Genomic DNA, 18238 nt, shown 5'->3' with positions numbered 1-18238 from the left:
GAGTCAAAAACACAATGCAAAACACCACGCCAACCGTCTATATCGTCGACGACGACCCAGCCGTGCTGGACTCGCTGGCCATGCTGATCGCCGCGCAAGGCATGCGCACCGTCACCTTTCCCAACGCGATGGAGTTTCTCGCCCACTACGGCGGCAACGACATCGCCTGCCTGGTGCTGGACATCCGCATGCCGCAAATCACCGGCCTGGCGCTGCAAGAACAGCTGATCGACAAAAACGTGACCCTGCCCATCGTCTTCATCACCGGCCACGGCGACATCGAACAATGCCGCCGCGCCTTCCAGACCGGCGCCATCGACTTTCTGACCAAGCCCATAGACCAGGCGCGGCTGATAGAAAGCCTGCGCAAAGGCATACGGCTGAGCATTCTGCAACACCGCAAGGAAGAGGAAACCCAGGAAGTGATGGGCCTGCTCGCCCGCATCAGCGGCCGCGAGCGCGAAGTGCTGGAACTGGTGGCGGACGGCATGTCCAGCAAGGAAATCGCCCGGGTGCTGGACCTGTCCCCGCGCACCATAGAAGTACATAGGGCCAACCTGTTCAACAAACTCGGTGTAGACTCTCTGGCGGACCTGGTGCGCTTCTACCTGAAAGCGCTGGAAGCCACCGGCAAGAAACCCAACGACGACAGTTTTTTGAACGATACGCCCACCCCTTACTGAAACAACGCCATGGAACGACTGTTCAAACACGTCTGCCTGGTGGCGCGGCACAGCAAGCCCGCCATCGTTGAATCCCTGCGCCAGCTGGCCGACCACCTGTCCGCCTCCGGCGCCACCGTGCTGATCGACAAGGACAGCGCCACCCAGCAGGAAGCCGGCCCGCACGCGCTGATAGACCGCAACGACATGGGCAAGCTGGCCGACATCGTCATCGTGCTGGGCGGCGACGGCACCATGCTGTCCATCGCCCGGCTGCTGGCCCCCTACCGCGTGCCGCTGATCGGCATCAACCAGGGCCGGCTGGGCTTCATGACCGACATCCCGCTGCACGAGATGCTGGACTCCGTGGACGCCATCCTGCGCGGCGACTTCGTGCCGGAAGACCGCATCCTGCTGCAGGCCGCGGTGATACGCGAAGACGCCGAAGTGGCCAACGCGCTGGCCTTCAACGACGTGGTGTTCAGCCGCGGCGCCATGGGCTCGATGATAGAGTTCGAAGTCTTCATCGATAACCAGTTCGTCTACAGCCAGCGTTCGGACGGCCTGATCGTCTCCACCCCCACCGGCTCCACCGCCTACTCGCTGGCCTCCGGCGGCCCCATCCTGCACCCCACGCTGCAGGCCATCGCCCTGGTGCCCATCTGCCCGCAATCGCTGAGCAACCGCCCGATCGCGGTCAACGACTCCTGCGAAGTGGAATTCATGCTCACCCGCGGCCTGGACGCGCGCGTGCACTTCGACGGCCAATCTCATTGTGACCTGATGGAAATGGACCGCGTGCTGATCCGCCGCTACCGCAACCCGCTGCGCATCCTGCACCCGGTGGGTTACAACTACTACGACATGCTGCGCCACAAGCTCCACTGGGGCGAGCGCCTGCTCTGACACCTGACGCGAACACCCCATGCTCCTATCGCTGACCGTTAAAGACTTCGTCATCGTCGACAGCATCTCGCTGGACTTCCAAGCCGGCTTCACCGTGCTCACCGGCGAAACCGGCGCCGGCAAATCCATTCTGCTGGACGCCCTGAGCCTGCTGCTGGGCGACCGCGCCGAAGGCGCGCAAGTGCGCGAAGGCGCGGAGCGCGCCGAGATCACCGCCGAATTCGACACCCGCGGCCGTCCTGAAATCGACGCCTGGCTGGACGAAAACGGCCTCAACGGCGACGACGACGTGCTCCTGCTGCGCCGGCTGCTGGACAAATCCGGCCGCTCGCGCAGCTTCGTCAACGGCCAGGCCGCCACCCTCAGCCAGCTCAAGCAGCTGGGCGAATTCCTGGTCGACATCCACGGCCAGCACGCCCACCAATCGCTGATGAAGGCGGACGCCCAGCGCCAGCTGCTGGACGCCTACGCCGGCTCCGTCGCGCTGGCCCGCGACGTGAACAAGGCCTGGCAAGACTGGCAGACCGCCCGCCGCGCCCGCGCCGACGCCGAACGGCTGTCGCGCGAATCCGAAGTCGAGCGCGAACGGCTGAACTGGCAGATCAACGAACTGAGCGAGCTCAAGCTGCAGCCGGACGAATGGAGCGCGCTGAACCAGAGCCACTCCCGGCTGGCCAACGCCGCCGAACTGGCGCAAAGCGCCCAGCTGGCGGTGGACACCCTGTCCGAGATGGACAATAGCTGCCTGACCATGCTGTCCCAGGTGCAAACCCGGCTCAGCAAGCTGGCCAATCTGGACCCGCGGCTGGCGGACACCCTGTCGCTGCTCGACTCCGTGGACGCTGAGTTGCGCGAAGTGGTCTACAGCCTGCGCGACTACGCCAGCGACATCGACGAAAACCCCGGCCAGCTGGCCGAAGTGGAAGGCCGGCTGGAAGCGCTGATGAGCACCGCGCGCAAATACCGGGTGCAGCCGCAAGACCTGCAGGAAAAACTGGACGACTGGCAGCAACAGCTGCAAGCGCTGGAAGCCTCCGCCGACATCGAAGCGCTGGCGCTGGCCGAAGCCTCCACGCTGGCGCGCTACCGCGCGCAGGCCGAGGCCCTGTCCGGCAAGCGCCGCCAGGCCGCCAGCGAGCTGTCCGCCCGCATCGGCGCGGAAATGCAGCACCTGGCGATGAGCGGCGCACGCTTCGCCATCGAACTGGCCGCCCTGTCCGAACCCGGCGCCCACGGCCTGGAGTCCATCGAATACCTGGTGGCCGCCAACGCCGGCACCAGCCTGCGCCCGCTGGCCAAAGTGGCCTCCGGCGGCGAACTGTCCCGCATCAGCCTGGCCATGCAAGTGGTGATCAGCCAGGTGGCCAGCGTGCCCACGCTGATCTTCGACGAAGTGGACGTCGGCATCGGCGGCCGCGTCGCCGAAGTCATCGGCCACATGCTGCGCCAGCTGGGCCAGCGCTACCAGGTGCTGTGCATCACCCACCTGCCCCAAGTGGCCTCCTGCGGCAGCCATCACTGGCAAGTCAGCAAGAGCGAGCACAAGGGCCGGGTCAAGAGCCGCATCGAGCCGCTGAACAGCGAACAACGGGTGCTGGAAATCGCCCGCATGCTGGGCGGCGTGGAGCTGACCCAGACCACGCGCGAGCACGCGGCGGAAATGCTGGCGTCAAATGCGCCGGCCCTATAGGGTCTGTTAACGCTTGTTTTGCAGCTGCGCTGGCCGAGAACAGCCCACACTGCCCTCCTGGCAGCGCAGCAAAGGGCTTTCCCCGGTCAACCCTCCGGGTTCGCTCCCAGCCGACGCTTCGCTTTGTCGGCCGCCTCTGGCAGTGAAGGCACTGCGGCGAGGCGACCTTCGCGCCTAGCATTCGGCTGAGAACGAACGCAGCCGCAAAATAAGCGTCATCAGACCCTAGGCAAACCCGGCAAGACCCGCTAAAATTGCGCCCTCTTACCGAATCGGGAAGCGTGGCAGAGTGGTTTAATGCAACGGTCTTGAAAACCGTCGTGGGTGCGAGCCCACCGTGAGTTCGAATCTCACCGCTTCCGCCAAAATAGCTTAGAAATCAAGGCACTTCACACCGCAGTGCCTTTTTCTTTTCTTCTTCGTGCACTTCACACCGTTGTAGGTGTGTCGTATTTGTACCGCTATCCAAAAGCCCATCCACCTTCTCTATGTGCATCTCTTAGATGCTTAGGAGCAAGGTGCGTATAGCGCTTTACTATTTCAAAAGACTGCCAGCCACCGAGCTCTTGAATGATGTGTAGCGGTACTCCTGTGAAACCTAATCGACAGATAAAAAATTGCCCCACACTTTCCAGTGTGCGGCTTGATATTTTCGTTTTGGCGATTATATTAGCGCATACACTGTGGAGTGTCTTATTCCTAAAGTAAGTATTTTCGGGTTTGTCAAATTTTGGGAATTAAAAGAATAAAGCCCCAATGCAAATTGGAGCTTTTTATTTTGTGCGCCCTGCGGCCTTCAACCTATCAGCAATGACTTGATCTCCGTCATTATGTTTTGCTAAACAGAGATATGTGTTTATATCGTTTGCTCTTTCGTAGATTACCCACTCCCCTGTAACTTTCCCTTCTGCAATTCTCACCATCATTGCCTCCATAGGATTAAAATTAACAGCCTTATGTTTTTTTCTTTCGTTCTCAACGTTCGGTGTCAAGAAGTCAGCTTGATGAACATAGTAATGCTTATGGCACAACCCACAAAGAGGGGAATTCTTTGAGGAAAATTGAGTTGGATTCTTAGTTGCCGAAGGGCTTCTATTCAAGTACGTATCTGGCTTGACAGAATTGCTCGAACCTAACCAAATTGGAATCGGTTCGTCACCCTCAATTTCCATTATTGGTTTTTTCAAACCTTCCAATACACGAAGCTCCCTAAGAACAACTTCAGGTGAAATGAAATCCCGCTGCCAAAGGTTGAATATATCCTCGAAAAACAAATCGCTGCACTTACCAGTGGAAAGCGATTTATCTAATTCGATTTTGAGTTTTTCTCTTGCTTCTTCAATCATTTTTTTACCAAACCCTTGAATTTAAATATGGCATCGATAATAAAAAAACACCCTAGGATGTTTTTTGTTTTACGGATTAACATGGGGTCACGCTCGGTTTCAACTCTAAAGGTAGCCATGCTGTCTCCTGTGGTGGTGGATAGTACCAATATGGGGACAGTAGTCAACACCTCAAGAGCTGATCACTTCCTCTGCATCACTCAATTACCGTGCAGGCTCTTTTGAAGGTCTGGAATTGGTCTGTCCTACGAGGTACCATTTGTGCTAGAGTATATGCAGGCCAACCTTCCTCAGGTGATCCACTTTGGGGTTCACAACTTCTTTCAAGTAGGCGAGAATCTTCAAAAAAATTAAGCACTTACAATAGATTGGAAACGGGCCTTTAATTTCTCACCGCTTCCGCCAAATTCAAACCGCCTTGATCCGCACAAATCAACGTTAAACTTAGACGCGGAGCGGATGTAAGGCGGTTTCATTTTTTGTTGTCTTGCTGGATAGGGCTGATTTACACGGCTTAGCGTGTCCCAAGTCTGCCCCAAATTTTTGGCAGATCAAGCTGTCCCTCATCAACTGGTGGCAAATCCGGAATAGTCACCGCGCAGCACGATGCCGTTCGGCTGCTTGATGTACTTCCCATAGTGCCCTCCTGACCATCTCCGCCGTCGTGTGCCCCAGCAAAGTGGCCGCCAACAGTTCAGGCTCTCCATCCATCAGCAGCCGCGACGCGAACGTATGCAGCGTCTGGTTTTGATTCCAATGCCACACGCCACTGTCCTGCAATATTTTTGTCCAATGATCAAGCGTCACCCCCCCTACTCCAGCACCAGAGAATGTTGGACTTCACTTAACTACCACCAGAAATTCACCTGCAGTTTCAATAGTCCTTAATATGATTAGTGACCATGCTGTGTTATGCAATATTTAGGCAATCCACTTTATATTGCCTCATTTACATGAGACCGCTTGCATTGCGAGTAAATTTTTTCATGGCACATGAATCTACAACATTGGTTTAGATCATCAAAATTAGAAACCGCCTTAATCACAAGGCAACCTTTTACATTTTAATTTATCTAGGCGTTATCACCACTCCCTTACCTATCATCCCCTTATAGCAAGCCGACATCACCCCGCAGGAAATCCTCTACGGCCTGCCGGGGACACATTGACCGCCATGAGTTATTCAACCTGCAGGCATCCTCATCAATTCCGTTGCCCAGTTCCTACTGCAAAATTATCTTACAGCTGCGCCGCCCCCCCATCCTCTGAAAAACCGCACCGCCCGGGAGCCTGCCTTGGGCATCATCAGCTGCACTGCCATGAAGGATAGGCCTGGGATCTTACGCTGCCATAGATATTCCTCCGCGGGTCGAAATTTGAAAGTCTCGTCCGGTAGCTGATGCAATGATCCTTCATCCACCACAACTAGCCCAACCTCATGTCGCACAAAGAATACGAGAAGCCAAATAAGTGAGACAAGCCTTGCTGTGTGGCCAACATTGGTATCTACACGCGCATCCCAACTTCACAAGTAGCATAAGGAGGAGGGGCAACGTCGACTAGGGATTTGTTAATAGCTCTTGAGCCGCGCCATTACCCACCACTCTGAAAATCAATGAATATGAATTGCTTTACATTAACATCATCTTCTCCATTAAAAACAGACCACCAATAGAATCCATACTCATAACAACACTGCCTGCACGCCACGGAAGCATAAATAAAAAACAATTTACAACCCACTGCAAAAAGTCTTATTTACCGTCCAAAACCAAACAATGCACAATGCATTGCAATCACAAAAAATGAATGAGGCCACCAATGTCCGCTGGAAGGAAAATAGTTAAAGAAGCATTAGTTTCATATGGATTCCCACAAGCAATTATCGACAGTACAGACTCCTACCCATCCATATCAATGCATTTGAAAGATATGCCTGACGTTTTACTATCACATGACGATGACAGGCTATGGATATGGAGCCCGTTGCCATTCGAAATTAGTAAAATTGATAGTTCAGCAGCCATCGCGATTATCAACACATTAACAGATGAACTTAAAGGAGCAGATGGATCTGGAACTTTTCTGCTACGCACAGACATTGGGCTTGAGCTAAAGGCCTCCATCTTAGAAAAAAATATCACTTCAAGTGATGATTTGATGTCAATCATTCTTGATTTCATCAAAAAGCTGAAAAAAATAATGTCATCCATCAATTAAGCAATACGGAGCAACACATGCAAAACACATCCATACAAGCCAATCAACCTCTCTTTTCATACAACAACAAAAGTGAGTCAACCACTCCATTAAAAATAATAATGGGGATAAATGGATCAAACAATAGTCAACCCACATCCAACCAGCATGAGCGCGTAACATTATATCTGGGCATACCGGCAAAAGATAAGATAGTCGAGACAGACCTCCTATCTGCTTTTGGAGGATATCTTCACCGCATTGGCGAAAAAGACCTCGCCCAATATCCTTTAGTTTTTAGCAGCAGAGAAGGATTTGATCAGTTTTGCAAAATCAGAGAGCAAATACCCAATATTTCAGACACCCCACCCCCCAGAGGTAGTAATGACGAGAATGTTGGCAGAGCTTTTGTCTATGCGTTGCACCACGTCCCAGTTTACTGTGCCGATGATTTTGACTTCAAGTCCAATCAAAAAATATATATTACTGGACATGGGACTAGCGGATCAGACCAATTGCAGATTGATGGCAAGATGTTCAGCATGAATGAAGTGGCTCAAAATCTTCACAAGATTGGAGTAAGCAAAGACATTCGGGATATACGTCTGACAAGTTGTGACTCTGCCGATGCAAAATCAGTAAACAACTTAAAAGAGAGTGACTTAAACAAATATTCATCAAGTTACAATGAAAAGGTTACGTTGCTTGGCTTTACACTGTCTGAAAAAAACACGATGGCGCCTGCGCAACATTTAGCGTACGCCCTTCACGAAAACGGATTCAACCATGCAACAGTAACGGGGTACCATGGAAAAGGAATATACACCAGCAAAAACAATTACCCTGAACATTTCTTAAGAAACCCTAACCTGCCAACGGATAGTGAATTTAAACACGACAACACCGTTAGGCGCAGCGAAGTAAAAGAAAAGTTCACAAGTGATATAGATTGAATCTCGTTTACGTAAATCCATATGGCAAGACATAAGCAGCCTCCGCCTCGTGCGCAGCTCAAAAGCCCGGACGCATCGTCCGGGCTTTTCTCATTCCCGCCCTCTCACCGGCGGCAATCTATTTGACGGTTTCTGTCTGCGCCGCCGCCAGCAGCAGGCGTAGTCGCTCATACGCGCACTCCACGCCATACCGCGCCTCCAGCAGGCTCCACAAAACCTCCGGGGACAGTTCTACGATGAACGGCGTTTGACGCGGCGGTTGACGGGACATCTCCCGGCGCAGCGCCTCGGGCAATTGTTTGAAATGGGATTGGGCGGCACGAATATGCCTGAGGGCGCGACGCGCCTCGCGGAGGGTGTCGATCTTGGCCATGGCGGCCTCCTGTTTGGACCTTTTGAGGGTTTCGCCCCTTTTGAGAGGGCGGCCGGGTGCTCAAAACCGCAAACAGACGGCGGGCGTATTCCCCTTGCGGGTATTGTATTAGCCGCACACCCGGCCATGGACGCGCATTGTCCCACAAGTGGGAGTTTGCCAAAACCATGGACGCAAAAAAACCGCGAATCTTACGGGTGCGGTAGCCGCTGTTTGTATGGTGTTTTGAGCACCGGGAATGACCATAGCCCGTTGGCGCGAAGCATGTCAACGGCACATGGTCCGCCATCGCCTACACTCAAGTAGCATCGCCGTATTGGAGAATCCCATGTCCACGCCGCCGCGCCATCTCAGCGTCAGTATTGCCTGCCCTTTCGCCCGCGCCTACGCCTTGCTGGCGCCGCCGGAAAACTTTCCGCGCTGGGCGTCCGGCCTGGCCGGGGCCTTGCGCCGCGACGGCGACGGCTGGCTGGCGGACACGCCGCAGGGCGTGATGCCCTTGCGCTTTTCGCCGGCCAACGACTACGGCGTGCTGGATCACTGGGTGTCGCCGCCCGGGCAGGCGGAGGTCTACGTCCCCTTGCGCCTGCTGGCGCGGGACGAGGGTTGCGAGCTGCTGTTGACCCTGTTTCGCCAAGCAGGCGTCGACGACGCGCAATTCGAGGCCGACGCCGACTGGGTGGCGCGCGACCTGGCCGCGGCCAAAGCCTGGCTGGAGCGGGATGAATCCGCAGGGCTCAGTGCGCCGCCCGCGGCGACTCCGCGGTGAAGCAGTGCAGCACATGGCGGCCGATGCTGCCGGCCAGCTCCTCATCGGCCAGGAACACCGCGCCCAGCCCTTCTCCGCGCAATAGTTCGGCTTCCTCCCCGTTGCGCGCGCGCAGCGCGATGCGCAACTCCGGGTTCAAGGTGCGCGCCACCTCCACCATCTGTCGCAGATTGAGCGCGTCCGCCGTGGTCACCGCCAACACCGAGGCGTTGACGATATGCGCCTGGATCAACACGGCCGCCTCGGCGGCGTCGCCGGTCACCGCCGCCCGGCCCTGATTGCGCAGCGTTTCCACCAGCTCGCGATTATGGTCCACCACCACAAAGGGCACCCGGTTGCGCTCCAGCTCCGCCGCCACGCCGCGGCCGATGCGGCCGTAGCCCACCAGCACCACCTGGCCTTCCAGATATTTGCGTTCGGTGCTCATCGGCAGCTCGGCGTAGGGGTCCGCTCGGCGCTCCAGGCTGCGCGCCCATTCCGAGCGCGCCAGCAGCCAGCCGCGCAAGGGCTCCAGCAAGGCGAACAACAGCGGGTTGAGGCCAATGGAGATCAAGGCGCTGGCCAGCACCAGGCTCATGCCCTGCGCCGACAGCAGGCCCAGGGACACGCCCAGCCCGGCCAGGATGAAGGAGAATTCCCCGATCTGCGCCAGGCTGGCGGCAATGGTCAGCGCCGTGCTCAAGGGATAGCGGTACAGAATGACCAGGGCCAGCGCCGCCAGGGTTTTGCCCAGCATGATGACGGCCACCGCGCTCAGCACCATCAGCGGCTGTTCCAGCAGAATCGCCGGATCGAACAGCATGCCCACCGACACGAAGAACAATACGGAGAAGGCGTCGCGCAGCGGCAGCGATTCGCGGGCGGCGCGGTGGCTGAATTCGGACTCCCGCATCATCATGCCGGCGAAGAAAGCGCCCAGCGCGAAGGAGACGTTAAACAGATGGGCGGCGCCGAAGGCGATGCCGATGGCCGCCGCCGTCACGGCCAGCGTGAACAGCTCGCGCGATCCGGTCTTGGCCACCCGCCACAGCAGCCACGGCAAGGCGCGCCGGCCGGCGATCAGCATCAGGGCGATGAAGGCGGCCACTTGCAGCAAGGTCAGCATGATGGTCTGCCACAGCGGCGCGGCGTTGGCGGCGGCGGGCGCGCCGCTCAACAACGCCGCCATCGGCGGCATCAGCACCAGCACCAACACGCAGGCCAGGTCCTCCACCACCAGCCAGCCCACGGCGATGCGGCCGTTGATGGTGTCCAGGATGCCGCGCACTTCCAGCGCCTTGAGCAGCACCACGGTGCTGGCGCAGGACAGCGACAGGCCGAAGATCAGGCCGCTGGACCAGCTCCAGCCCCAGCACCAGGCGATGAACAGCGCCAGCCCGGTGGCGGCGCTCATTTGCACGATGGCGCCCGGCACGGCGATGCGCCGGACCGACAGCAGGTCCTTCATCGAAAAGTGCAAGCCGACGCCGAACATCAGCAGCATCACGCCGATTTCGGACAGCTGCGCGGCGATCTTCATATCGGCGACGAAGCCCGGCGTGGCCGGGCCGATGACGATGCCGGCCAGCAGATAGCCGACCAGGGCCGGGATGCGCATCCGCTCGCAGAGCAGGCCCAGAATCAGAGACAGGCCGAGGCCCGCCGCAATGGTGGAAATCAAGGACACATCATGGACCATGGCGGCCGCCTCCCTAGTGTGGATTTTTTATTTAGGCGCACAGGATGCTGCGCAGTTTGTTTTCAGACTAGAGGGGCATGAAAAGTGAAAGTTCCGCTGTAAAAATCACGTGGACAAGCGGGCGCGCCGCTCCGGGAAGCCGCCCGCGGCTAGCGTTTGGCGGCCTTGATCGAATACATCAGCTCGTCGCCCTCCGCCAGCAGCGCCTCGATGGAGAAGTGGCGCTCCGCGTCCAGCTCCACGATGCCGTCGGAAAACGCCAGCCGATAAGGCTGGCCGGCGCCGGCGTTGTAAGCCTCCAGGTGACGCGCGAATTTGGCCATCGCCGCCTGCGCCCGCTCATGCTCGACATCGGACAGCAAGACCACGAACTCGTCCCCGCCCAGCCGCGCCAGCAGGTCCGCGGAGCGGAAGGAGGCGCGCATCTGTTCGGCGAAAGCCGCCAGCGCATGGTCCCCGGCGGCGTGGCCGAAGCTGTCGTTGATCGCCTTGAACTTGTCCAGGTCCATGAAGGCCAGGCTGACCGGCAGGTTTTGCCGCGCGCAGAAATTGAGGCTGTACTGCGCCAGCAGCCGGAAGCCGCGCCGGTTGGAGAGACCGGTCAGCTCATCGGTGGTGGCGGCCTGGAAGGCGATCAGCTCAGCCTCCACCATGCGCGCCAGATCGTGCAGCGCCTGCGCGTCGTCGTGATCGAACTCGCGCGGCTGGACATCGATCACGCACAGGGTGCCCACCTTGGCGCCGTTGGCCGCGTGCAGCGGGCAGCCGGCGTAGAAGCGAATATACGGCGCGTCCGTCACCAGCGGGTTGTCGGCGAAGCGCTCGTCCGCCAGCGCGTCCGGGATGTAGAAGATGTCGTCGCCCAGTATGGCGTGGCCGCAAAAAGAAATATCGCGTCCGGTTTCCGCCGCCGACAGCCCGACGCAGGACTTGAACCACTGACGGTTCTCGTCCACCAGGCTGACCAGGGCGATGGGCACCCGAAACAAACGCTTGGCCATGCGGGTCAGGCGGTCGAAACGTTCCTCCGCCGCCGTGTCCAGCACGCCCAGCGCGCGCAGGGTCGCCAAACGCTGCGGTTCGTCGGCCGGGCTGTCCGGTGTCTTCATCTCCGCCTCCTGCTGTGTGTCCGCCGCCGATGCGGCCCCATGCCATGATAATAGCATTTCATGACGCAAACAAAACACCGGGGCCGCGCGCCGACGCGCCGGTCAGCGTGGACGCCAGCCGCTTTCCCGCAAAGCGGCCAGCAAGCGCTCGGCCTTGAGGCCATGCGCCGCGTGGCCGTGGTGGCCGCTCAGATCGCCCGCCGCCAGCAAGGCGTTGACGATGGCTTCTTCCACCGCTTCCGCCGCCGCCTCGAACAAGGGCGAGAGATGGTCCGCGTTCACCATTTCCACCGCGCAGGTCAAAGCGCCCTTGCCGGCGTAATCGGTCATCGGCAGGCCTTGGTTGCCGGTGGCGAAGGCCACGAAGATGTCGCCGCTGGAGTCCTCGGTGCCGCCGCCGGTGCGGGCGATGCCGATGCCGGCGCGCTGCGCCAGCCGCCGGCATTGATCCGGCAGCAAGGGCGCGTCGGTGGCCAGCACCGCCACGATGGAGCCCATGCCCGGCTGCGGCAGCCGTCCGGCGTCAAACGGCGAGGGAATCTCCGCGCAGCTCAGATGGCGGCCCACCGGGTAGCCCTCCACCAGCAAGGAGCCGCGCTTGCCGTGATTGGCCTGCACCAGCGCCCCCACCGTCCAGCCGCCCGCCTCCGCCGGCAGCCGTCGCGAAGCGGTGCCGATGCCGCCCTTGAACTCATGGCAGATCATGCCGCTGCCGCCGCCCACGCTGCCCTCGACCGGCAGGCCGCCGCTGGCCGCCGCTTGCGCGGCGCGCGCGTGTTCCGCCTTCACGTGGAAGCCGTTGATGTCGTTGAGCAGGCCGTCGAAGGTTTCCAGCACCACCGGCATGGTCCAATACAGCTGCGGCTCGCCGGCCACCGCCTCGCGCTCGCCGGCGATCAAGGCGTCCCGCACCACGCCCACGCTATGGGTATTGGTCAGCGCGATCGGCGTGCTCAGCACGCCGGCCTCGCGCAGCCACTCCAGGCCGCTGGCGTCGCCGTTGCCGTTCAACACATGCACGCCGGCAAAGCACGGCATGCGCCGCGCCAGACCCGGCCGCGGTTCGATCACCGTGACCCCGGTGCGCGCGCGGCGGCCGTCGTCGAAATCCGCCCAGGCGGCGGCGTGCCCCACCCTCACGCCGGGCACGTCCGTAATCGCATTCAGGGGGCCGGGCTCGCCCTGGCCGATGCGAATGCCCAATGCTCTGGCTCGTTTCAACATACTCACCTCTCTTTCTGTTCTTCAACGATCAATACGGCGGCGGGCTGCTTACGGCCCGCCAGCAAAAGCCCGGTCAGCGCGATGCCGCCGATAATCCACCAGTCCCGCGCGGGCGCGTCTCGCAGCACCGCCCATAATAGGGAGAGGCTGCCCGCCGCCGCCAACAAGGGCGGCCACGGCCAGCCGGGCATGCGGTAAGGGTGCGGATACCGGCCCAGGCGGCTGCGCAGGGCCGCCAGCGCCAGCAATAGATAGTTCAGCATCAGGATGATCACGGTGAAGGACGCCAGATCGCCCAGGCTGGAATGAAAGGTCAGCAAGGCGGACGGGACGGCCAGCGCCAGCGTGGCCACCCAGGGCGTGCCGAAGCGCGGATGGATGCGTTGCAGCGCCCGGCTCGCCGGCGCCGGCCACAAGCCGTCCCGGCCGCTGGAGTACAAGAAGCGGCCGCTTTGCACCACGATGGCGATGATGGCGTTGAACACCGATAGAAAGATGCCGCCGCTGATCACCCGCGCCAGCCCCGGGCTGCTCAAATGACTGAGCACGTAGTTGATCGGATCGGCCTGCCGGCTCATTTCCGCCAGCGAGGGCGTGCCCAGGATCAGCGCGGTCACCGGTATCAGTTCCACCAGCACCACGATGGACAGTGCCGCCAGCACCGCCTTCGCCACTGGCCGGCCGCTTTCGCGCATGTCCTCGGCAAAGTACACCGCCCCGCCGAAGCCGTTGTAGGCGAACACCGCCGTCCCCACCATGGCGATGATCGCCGCGGCGGGCACCGCGGCGAGGCCGCCGTCCGCCGCCGCCTTCACCGGCTGCCACAGCACCGTCGCCGGCTGCTGCGCTTCGCTGAAGCCCAGCCAGGCGATCAAGGCCAGCGCGGCCAGCTCCAGCAGCAGGAAGGAGCCGGTCAGCCAGGCGTTCAACTTGATGTCCAGCACCGCGATGCCGAAACACAGCACGATCATGGTCAGCGCCACTTCGGCGCCGTCCAGCCGGGTGCCCAGAGCGGAGTTCAGATAGGGCGCGGCCCCGGTGGCCAGCACCGCCGGGATGAACAGCAGCAGGCATAGAATCAGCAGATACATTTGCAGGCTGAGCGCGCGGCCGAACACCCGCTCGATGATCACGTACTCGCCGCCGGCGTTGGGGTGGGCCGCGCCCAGCTCGGCGTAGCACAGCGCGAACGCGACGGCCAGCGCCGCCGCCAGCGCGAAGGCCAGAAAAGCCCCGCTGCCGGCGCCTTGCAGCGCAAACGGCGCGATCACGAAAATGGAACTGGCCGGCGTCACACCGGACACGGTTATCAACACGACGTCCGTCACGCTCAATGAACGGCGCAATCCGGGGCGGCTTGCGGCTTGGCTCATAGTGTTCTCCTCTTATCGCTATGGTCTTGTAGTCAGACTTGCGGGAGACAGTGTATTTTGACGCGGGAGGGCGCCCAATCACCGTGATGGGTTACCCCGAGCGGGGATTGCCGGATGGAAGCTTTGTTGAAGGAACTGCCGCTGCACCATCATCTGGCGCAGCTGATGGCGCACATCGGTCTGCCCGGGTTTTGGCGTCAGCTGGTCTTGCTGTTGCGCGGCAGCGTGCCGCTGGACAATGCGCTGGCCGCCTGTTTCCACGCGAACGCGCCGCCGCAGATTCTGGAAGAATGCGATTTTCAGCACTTGGCCGCGCCGTCGCCGATGGCGCTTTACTGCCAGGGCCTGTATCTGCTGGACCCCTTCTATCAATACGCGCAGCGGCCTTTTCCCGACGGCCTCCACCACTTGCCCGACATCGCGCCAGACCACTTTCGCCAAAGCGAGTATTTTCAGCGTTATATGAGCGGCGAGGTGGGCGTGGACGAGGTCCAGCTGCTGCTGCGCCTGGCTCCGGACCAGGTGTTGACCTTGTCGCTGGGCAAGGCCAGCGCATTCGAGCCGGCCGACATCGGCAAGCTGCGCGTGATGCAGCCCTGGCTGCTGTCCGCGATGCGGCGTCACTGGCAGCTGAGCTCCGCGCCCACGCCGCCATCGCAGCGCCTGGCTGATCAACTGACGCAGACGCTGAGTCATTTTGGCCACGGCAGGCTGTCCGAGCGCGAGGCCGAGGTGGCGCGGCTGACGCTGTGCGGCCTGTCCAGCAAGGCCATCGCCCAACAGCTGGCCATTTCGCCGGAAACGGTCAAGGTTCACCGCCGCAATCTGTATCTGAAGCTCGGCGTGGCCAGCCACGCCGAGCTGTTCAATTGCTATATCGAGCAACTGCGAGGCAGCGAAGCCTAGGTCAGACTCACTTCCCCAGCCACTTGGCCGACAGGCCGGCGAATTCGCCGTTTTGCAGGCTCTGGCTCAGCCATTGATCCACCCAGGCTTTCCAGCGCCAGTCGTTGGGCAGCAGATAGGCTTTTTGCGAAAAGTCGAACGGCTGCTCCGGGTGCACCGCGCACAGCTCCGGATGCAGCTTCTGCTGATAACGGGTTTCCACCGCGTCGGTCACCATCAGATCGGCCTTGCCGTCTATGATCTGCCGGAAAATGGTGACGTTGTCCGGATGCACGGTCAGCGCGGCCGCCGGCAAGCGGGCGCGCGCGAACTTTTCATTGGTGCCGCCCGGATTGACGATCAGCTTGACCCGGGGCTGGTTGATCTGGGCGATGGTTTGAAAACGCTGGACGTTTTCGCAGCGGGTGATCGGCGTCTTGCCGTCGTTCAGATAGGGCTGCGAATACAGCGCCCGCTTCTGCCGCTCCAGATTGATCGACACCCCGCTCATCGCGATGTCGAACTTGCCGGCCTCGTGGTCGCGCATCAAGGTCGGCCAGCTGGTGGCCACCAGCTCCAGCTTGACGCCCAGCGCCCGCGCCAGGCTCTCGGCCATCTCGATGTCCAGGCCGCGATAGGCGCCGCTGGCCGCGTCCCGCTCGCTGAACGGACGGTAATCGCCGGTGGTGCCCACCCGCACGCTGCCGCGTTGCAGGATATCGTCCAGGCGGTCCGCCAGCGCCGGCTGGCCGGCGATCAGGCCGGCCAAGAGCAGGCCGCCCAGTTTCTGTGTTTTCTTCATCATGCTTGCTTTCTTCTTCTGTTGTTTGCGCAGCGGACGCTGCCAGCGCCCTGCTCGCAAGACTCGTTCGACGCGGCCTCAATAGGCCAGCGGGAAGGCGAAGACGTCTCGCTGATACGTCTCCACCACCACGCTGAACGGCGCGTTGTCGCTGCCGCGGTAGAGCACGGCGCGGTGTTGCAACACTTCCGGCGCGATATCCAGGCCGCCGGCGGCGACGCCCTGGGCGGCGGGCTTCATTTCCCAGCCCGCCGGCAACGGCGACCACAGCAATTTGACTTCCTCGGTTTGCCGGCGGAAGTTCAGCGCCGCCACCGCGCGGCCAAACGGCACGTCGCTGCCGTCCAGTTGGCGGTTCATCTCCGCGCTCAGCTTGGACGGCAAATACCAGTTGTCGGCCTCGGACAACACATGCTCGCCGCAAGCCAGCCGCACCCGGCGGTAGGCGATGCGCTCGTCCGGCCGCGCCTGCAACTGGGCGCGCACTTCCGGGCTGGCTTCCTTGTGATCCGCCGGATTGCGCAAGGCGCGAATCTGCGCCGGCGACGCCATCCGGTGATCCGCGCACCATTGCTGCAAGGTGCGGGTGGCGCTGCTATTGCTCAGCAAGGTGGCGTTCAAGGTCTGCAGCAGGGCCAGCGCCTTGACGCGGGTGTCTCGGCCGTCCTGCCAACCGGGATAGGACCAGGCCTCCGCCAAGGCCGGACCGGCGGCCAGCCATAGACAGCCGGCGGCCAAAAGCGTTTTCTTATGCATGGGGATTCCTAAGGAAATCAAGGAGCGGAAAATAATAAAGCAAAAGCTTTAACTTTGATAGCAAGCAGTCGCTGAACAATCCATCATCATTTGTGCGCCGCGCCGCCGGCGTCGCGGTGCGCGCCCAGCGCCCGCAGCTGGGCGAGAAAGGCCGGCGACTCGCGTTGCCGCTCCAGCTCCGCCCAGATCCTGCCCGGCAGGCTGGGTTCGCGGTGCGCCAATTGGCGCGACAACATCAGGAAATAGGGCTTTTCTTCCAAGGGCAGCCGGCAGCGCTCTATCGTCTCCGTCAGCTCGGGATGCTCGCGCAGGATCTGCTCCGCGCGCGGCGTCTGCAAGGCCGCTCCGCTCAAACGCCGCAGGCGCAGCTTTTGCAGAATGGCCAGCGGATCGCGGTTGCTGTCGTCTATCTCCACCTGCTGCTTGCGCAAAAAGAGGCCGATGGAGAAATCGGTCTGCATGCCTATCGGCGCCATGCCGCTGGACAGGCGCGCGCCGTCCCAATCCACCGTGGTGCCCTTGAGCCGATACAAGGAATAACTGGCGCTGTGCAGCCGTTGGCCGGCGTCCGGTCCGCCGTCCGGCAGCATGGGGTACAGCCCCCATTGCGAACGCTCCGGCACGAAGCTGGCGGCGAAAGCGCCGTCCATCTTGCCTTGGCGCAGCATATTGATGCAGCGCCGCCACGGCATCGGATGCAAATACAGCTCCAGCTTCAAGGCGCTCTGCACATGCTTGATCAGCTGAATGTCCAGCCCGCCGCCGCGGCCGTCCAGCCAGGGATAGGAAGCCTGATCCTCATAGCAGAACGACAAGGGCTCCGCCGCCGCGCCCAGCGGCCACGCCAGCGCCAACACCGCCGCCGCGCGGCTCAATGCCCGCCTCTTCATTGCCTTATCCATGGAGGAACGATGGTTCCGTTATCGCTCATGCCGCGGCCGCATGCCAAGCCGGCTATTTCCGGACCAGCGCCTGTTCCCGCTCCAGCATGTCGAAGATGCCGGGGCGCGCCGGCTCGCCGTCGTAGTACGGCGCGCTTTCCAGCCGCCCCACCTGCTTCAGATGGCGGACCAGCACCTTGCCGCTGTCCGGATAGACGCAGACCTCGTGCGGGTCGTTGACGCCGATGCCGAGGTAGACCAGGTCCTGATCGAAGGGGTTGGCGATTTGATGCGCGACGCCGGTGCCGGCCGGACAGGAAATGCAGTCGCCGGGCCCGATTTCCTGCAGGCTGTCGCCCAGTCGCAGCACGCCGCGCCCGGACAGCACATAGAAAATCTCGTCCTCGCGGGCGTGGGAATGAAAGGGGCAGCCCGCATGCCCCGGCGGCAGACGGGTCAGATTGGCGCCCAGCCGGCCGGGCAAGGCGTCCAGCGCCGGCGTCAGCGGATGATAGCTGCCGCCCCACCCTTCGCCCTCCCGGTAGTCCACGGCTTCCACTTGGTCGATATTGACCACATGCGACGGCTTGCTCATCTTGCGCTCCTTAAAACCGCTGACAAAACCCCTGATC

General features: G+C 60.8%; 18 protein-coding genes and 1 tRNA gene. 8 read left to right on the top strand and 11 right to left on the bottom strand.

What is annotated here, in order from left to right:
- Window positions 1-14 precede the first annotated feature (14 nt).
- From ACODSD_RS08220 to ACODSD_RS08205, 4 genes are all read left to right on the top strand, one after another.
- Window positions 15-683 carry a response regulator transcription factor gene (locus tag ACODSD_RS08220; protein ID WP_019103053.1) on the top strand — a complete coding sequence of 223 codons (669 nt, stop codon included), beginning with the start codon at window positions 15-17 and terminating at the stop codon, window positions 681-683.
- A gap of 9 nt (window positions 684-692) precedes the next feature.
- Window positions 693-1568, top strand: coding sequence for an NAD kinase (locus tag ACODSD_RS08215; protein ID WP_107799251.1), 876 nt, complete (start codon window positions 693-695; stop codon window positions 1566-1568).
- 19 nt (window positions 1569-1587) lie between these two features.
- Window positions 1588-3258 (top strand): DNA repair protein RecN, encoded by a 1671-nt coding sequence (recN, locus tag ACODSD_RS08210; protein ID WP_235088823.1) that lies wholly within the window; start codon window positions 1588-1590, stop codon window positions 3256-3258.
- Between the two features lie 275 nt (window positions 3259-3533).
- Window positions 3534-3623 (top strand) — tRNA-Ser (locus ACODSD_RS08205).
- Window positions 3624-4031: 408 nt separating this feature from the next.
- Here ACODSD_RS08205 and ACODSD_RS08200 read toward each other — a convergent pair.
- Both ACODSD_RS08200 and ACODSD_RS08195 read right to left on the bottom strand, forming a co-directional pair.
- Window positions 4032-4604 (bottom strand): hypothetical protein, encoded by a 573-nt coding sequence (locus ACODSD_RS08200; protein ID WP_488877147.1) that lies wholly within the window; start codon window positions 4602-4604, stop codon window positions 4032-4034.
- A 591-nt stretch (window positions 4605-5195) separates the two neighbouring features.
- Complete coding sequence (locus tag ACODSD_RS08195) at window positions 5196-5411, bottom strand: hypothetical protein (protein WP_488877146.1); 216 nt, start codon at window positions 5409-5411, stop codon at window positions 5196-5198.
- 1014 nt (window positions 5412-6425) lie between these two features.
- Between ACODSD_RS08195 and ACODSD_RS08190 the strand changes: the two genes are divergently transcribed.
- Window positions 6426-6824, top strand: a complete 399-nt coding sequence (locus tag ACODSD_RS08190) for an InvB/SpaK family type III secretion system chaperone (protein WP_488877145.1) — start codon at window positions 6426-6428, stop codon at window positions 6822-6824.
- 17 nt (window positions 6825-6841) lie between these two features.
- Complete coding sequence (locus tag ACODSD_RS08185) at window positions 6842-7756, top strand: hypothetical protein (protein ID WP_488877144.1); 915 nt, start codon at window positions 6842-6844, stop codon at window positions 7754-7756.
- A 118-nt stretch (window positions 7757-7874) separates the two neighbouring features.
- Here ACODSD_RS08185 and ACODSD_RS08180 read toward each other — a convergent pair whose 3' ends face one another.
- Window positions 7875-8129, bottom strand: coding sequence for a hypothetical protein (locus ACODSD_RS08180; RefSeq protein WP_227108147.1), 255 nt, complete (start codon window positions 8127-8129; stop codon window positions 7875-7877).
- A 328-nt stretch (window positions 8130-8457) separates the two neighbouring features.
- Between ACODSD_RS08180 and ACODSD_RS08175 the strand changes: the two genes are divergently transcribed.
- The gene (locus ACODSD_RS08175; protein WP_488877143.1) at window positions 8458-8898 is read left to right on the top strand and encodes a hypothetical protein; all 441 of its coding nucleotides are present in this window, start codon (window positions 8458-8460) and stop codon (window positions 8896-8898) included.
- Here the strand turns inward: ACODSD_RS08175 and ACODSD_RS08170 are convergent.
- From ACODSD_RS08170 to ACODSD_RS08155, 4 genes are all read right to left on the bottom strand, one after another.
- On the bottom strand, window positions 8867-10576 hold the full coding sequence (locus ACODSD_RS08170; protein ID WP_107799275.1) for a cation:proton antiporter domain-containing protein: 1710 nt from the start codon (window positions 10574-10576) through the stop codon (window positions 8867-8869). The genes ACODSD_RS08175 and ACODSD_RS08170 overlap by 32 nt on opposite strands.
- Before the next feature lie 149 nt (window positions 10577-10725).
- Window positions 10726-11685 (bottom strand): GGDEF domain-containing protein, encoded by a 960-nt coding sequence (locus tag ACODSD_RS08165; protein ID WP_107799276.1) that lies wholly within the window; start codon window positions 11683-11685, stop codon window positions 10726-10728.
- A 102-nt stretch (window positions 11686-11787) separates the two neighbouring features.
- On the bottom strand, window positions 11788-12909 hold the full coding sequence (locus ACODSD_RS08160; protein ID WP_488877142.1) for a P1 family peptidase: 1122 nt from the start codon (window positions 12907-12909) through the stop codon (window positions 11788-11790).
- 2 nt (window positions 12910-12911) lie between these two features.
- Window positions 12912-14282: an APC family permease gene (locus ACODSD_RS08155; protein ID WP_488877141.1), complete on the bottom strand. Its 1371-nt coding sequence runs from the start codon at window positions 14280-14282 to the stop codon at window positions 12912-12914.
- A 114-nt stretch (window positions 14283-14396) separates the two neighbouring features.
- Between ACODSD_RS08155 and ACODSD_RS08150 the strand changes: the two genes are divergently transcribed.
- Window positions 14397-15188, top strand: a complete 792-nt coding sequence (locus tag ACODSD_RS08150; RefSeq protein ID WP_107799279.1) for a helix-turn-helix transcriptional regulator — start codon at window positions 14397-14399, stop codon at window positions 15186-15188.
- Window positions 15189-15195: 7 nt separating this feature from the next.
- On the opposite strand, the gene ACODSD_RS08145 is transcribed toward ACODSD_RS08150, so the two are convergent.
- From ACODSD_RS08145 to ACODSD_RS08130, 4 genes are all read right to left on the bottom strand, one after another.
- Window positions 15196-15972, bottom strand: a complete 777-nt coding sequence (locus ACODSD_RS08145; RefSeq protein ID WP_107799280.1) for a transporter substrate-binding domain-containing protein — start codon at window positions 15970-15972, stop codon at window positions 15196-15198.
- A gap of 75 nt (window positions 15973-16047) precedes the next feature.
- On the bottom strand, window positions 16048-16725 hold the full coding sequence (locus tag ACODSD_RS08140; RefSeq protein WP_107799281.1) for a hypothetical protein: 678 nt from the start codon (window positions 16723-16725) through the stop codon (window positions 16048-16050).
- An 86-nt stretch (window positions 16726-16811) separates the two neighbouring features.
- A complete protein-coding gene (locus ACODSD_RS08135) occupies window positions 16812-17615 on the bottom strand; it encodes a type 2 periplasmic-binding domain-containing protein (RefSeq protein WP_227108141.1) in 804 nt (267 codons plus the stop codon).
- A 64-nt stretch (window positions 17616-17679) separates the two neighbouring features.
- Window positions 17680-18201 (bottom strand): cupin domain-containing protein, encoded by a 522-nt coding sequence (locus tag ACODSD_RS08130; RefSeq protein WP_253314655.1) that lies wholly within the window; start codon window positions 18199-18201, stop codon window positions 17680-17682.
- Window positions 18202-18238 lie beyond the last annotated feature (37 nt).

Source organism: Chromobacterium sp. FG22 (assembly GCF_057809415.1).
Note: the sequence above shows the minus strand (reverse complement) of the source record. Positions and strands in the feature narration are given on the sequence as shown.